The organism is Streptococcus sp. 27098_8_66, from assembly GCF_041431945.1.
GTDB lineage: Bacteria > Bacillota > Bacilli > Lactobacillales > Streptococcaceae > Streptococcus > Streptococcus dentalis.
The window spans coordinates 1-3,286 of record NZ_JAPVYS010000020.1 but is presented as its reverse complement, the minus strand read 5'-3'; the positions used below and the strand labels follow the sequence as shown (position 1 = coordinate 3,286).

General features: G+C 36.0%; 1 protein-coding gene. It reads left to right on the top strand.

The window, feature by feature from the left end:
• Positions 1-1,076: 1,076 nt before the first annotated feature.
• On the top strand, positions 1,077-3,286 hold a 2,210-nt coding region (locus O3642_RS09710; RefSeq protein ID WP_371605868.1), incomplete at its 3' end, for a Spy0128 family protein.

The following is a 3,286-nucleotide window of genomic DNA, read 5'->3' as shown; positions in this document are numbered from 1 at the left end:
CGCACAATATAGGAAGTTATTGATACCTGACCTAATAATTAAAGGAGTGGGATTGATTCTGTCCTTAATTCTCTATCCTCCGATTATGATGTATAGTGTTTTAATTGCGGCATTTTACATCATAACTTTAAAAACACTATCCGAAAAAAGAGTGAATAACTAAAAAACGGTGACCAAAGTTAGGTGTATTATTTTAATGCTTAGAGACCTAAACTATTCCCTATTTTAAAAATATTGATTCAGATTTTATGAAATTAAAAAGTAGATATTGTTCAGAAAATCCTTGATATTACGCTGTTTTTAGTCCAACTGAAATCCATACTTTCCAAACCAGGTCTTAAGAAAGCTCGTAAAGCTAGCCAGTTCTCTAAACGTTAATTCGTTGCTGGACAGCAGAATACAAACGAAAACACTTTGCATTTTGCAAGGTGTTTTTTTCTATAAGAACTGGCGGTGCGCAATTAGGATAGCTCTAGCGACTTTAGTCGCGTAGAGATATGCTATGCACAGTTGCCCCAAGAAAACAAGCGAAGCGATGTTTGATTGGATGTCAACCACTGCACTCAAAACGTTAATTCGAAAGAATTATTATACTTACAAAGAGCACCTTTCGAGGTGTTCTTTTTGTATTTTCATAGTAAATTGTGGCAGTTGACGTAGTTGTTGTGGCTTTAGCCACTTGCAAATAGGGCTGTAATTTGATGGAGTTAATTGCGTCTAATTTTTAATTGGCAGGTTATATGATCATCGTCTTAAAATGATTTGATTCTCTTATGTTTTTATATGAGGATAACTGAACTTTTGAAAATAGAATATGATGGATATTGATAGACGACACTTATTTGCTACTTCCTTTTATATAAGAAATTATTGCTTGTACATTAGTTGAAATAGAGGTTTAAGGGATTCTTATATTTTGTCAGGATTTCTTATAAATGTTGGCTATAAATTAATAATTCTGTCAATGGCCCCAGTTTCTATTAGATTATTAGTTGTTATAAAATATTTGCAATTATCTTTACGTAGTGCTATAATCAAGGAAATAATATAGTGACTATAATTAAAGGAGCTGCGCAATGAGACACAATTTTTTTGAAACAAAAGAACGTTTTTCTATCCGAAAGTATTCTATCGGAGTTGCTTCTGTTTTATTATCGACATTATTTTTTGCTGGTGGAACTGTTTTTGCTGATGAGATGAAGGATACAGTTGAAGTACAAAGTTCAATCGTGGCGGAAAGTAATGATACCAGAGTTGATAAAATTCAACAAGATGATAGTGAAAAAAGCGACTTAACGAAAATAGAGAAAAACGAGAATTCACAAAGTGATACTGTAGCAACTACTGATGAAAGTCCTATACCGACTGAATCTACATCAGTGCCTTCAGCAATTCATAAAAGCAACTCTGAGTCTGTTCTAGGTGGGGAGGAGAGTGTGGAAGCTCAATCTTCAGTAAAACGAGTGCGTTCTAAAAGAGAGGTGTCTTCGTTAACTGAAGATAGTGCAACAACATTCGTTAAAACAGGTGATACGATTACAGTTCAAAACCCAAACGTTGAGGTAAATTTTCCAAATGGTAATAGTTTATATGCTCCAGCCGAAACTGTGCTACATATGGAACTGCCTGATGAATTAGAAATTAAACAAAATGATAAAATTGTTGTGGATATTCCAGACGCAATCAGAATTCCTACAAGTCTTCATTATGATGTGACTGGACCAAGTGGAGAAGTTATCGGAAATGCTTTTCTTGATTCAGTCAAAAATAAAGTAGTTACAACTTTTACAGATTACTTTGAGAAAAATAAGATTTCGAAACAATTTACTTTAACGTTTAGTACGGGATGGAAATCATATGTTAAACCAAGTGTTCCAACAGAGCTTAATTTTAGCGGTCGAAAAATTACAGTAACAGTGGGACCAGAGACTGCACCAGTACCAGTAGAAAAAACAAAGGTTACAAAGTACGGAGAAGCAGTTACTGGACATCCAGAATTAATTCGATGGACTATTCGTCTTAATTCTGGAAGCCTAGTAGCACCACAAATTTTAACAAATTACCAATTGATTGATACTCTACCAGATGATCAAGAGTTGGTTCAGGATGGGGATCCAGTATTAAATGAATTTGATGCAAATACAAAAGCAACATGGAGGTTGGGGCATGCGACGGATATTCCTTCCGACCATGTAGATTTATGGAATGGAAAAGCTCTGAGAGCTGAAAAGGTTCAATCAATTTCGCCGTGGGTATCTAAAGGGAATGCGATTCAATTGCTAGAGAATATTAAAGAAAGTTCAAATGGATTTTCGTTTAAGATAGCACAATTGAATGAATTGGTTTACGTTCGTTATATGACTAGGCTGAAGCAAGTTCCAAATACAAATGAAGAGCTCCAACAACAGCATGGAAATGATATTAAAATTACTTACAACAGTGGAGAGGAACAGAGCTATCAGGCTACTTTTGCCTTTAAGGCCGATGGATCTGGATCTGCGACGAAAGCAAAGAAACCAGCAAGGGTTGATTTATCATTTACAAAACAATTGGATGGAAGAAAGCTGAAAGCTGGAGAATTCACTTTTAATTTAATTGATCAAACAGGTCAAGTGGTTGATTCTCAAACGAATGATAGTTTCGGTCATATTACTTTCATTCCACAGTTATTTAACCATGCTGGTGTTTACCACTACACAGTTGAAGAGACTCCAGGAACGCTGACTGGTATCAATTACGATAGGATGAAAGCTGAAGTGACCATCACGGTAAATGATAACGGTGATTCCTACGTAGCTCAAACAACTATGCCAGCTGATACCGAGTTCAACAATACCTTCACACCATCTCCTGTTAAAGTAAACCTGGAATTCAATAAAGCGCTTTCGAATGGCAATTTGAATGCAGGTGATTTCAGCTTTACGATAACTGGTGATAATAATGTGAATGAAACTGTGACCAACAAGGCTGATGGGAAAATTAATTTCAGCGAATTGTCATTCGATCAAGTGGGTGTCTACAACTATACTGTAAAAGAAGTGAAAGGTGACAAAACTGATGTAGACTACGATGATATGACCATTGCAGTGAAGGTGACTGTCACAAAAGATGAGGATTCAGGCCAGTTAACTGCGAAAACAGAGATAAATTCGACAGGTGGTGAAGCAACTGGTACTGATGACATAACTTTCAATAACCATGTTGTAGCGCCAGTAACAGCACAATTTGACTTTAGTAAAGCTCTTGCAGGACGTACCCTAAAAGATGGTGAATTCAGCTTCGTCTT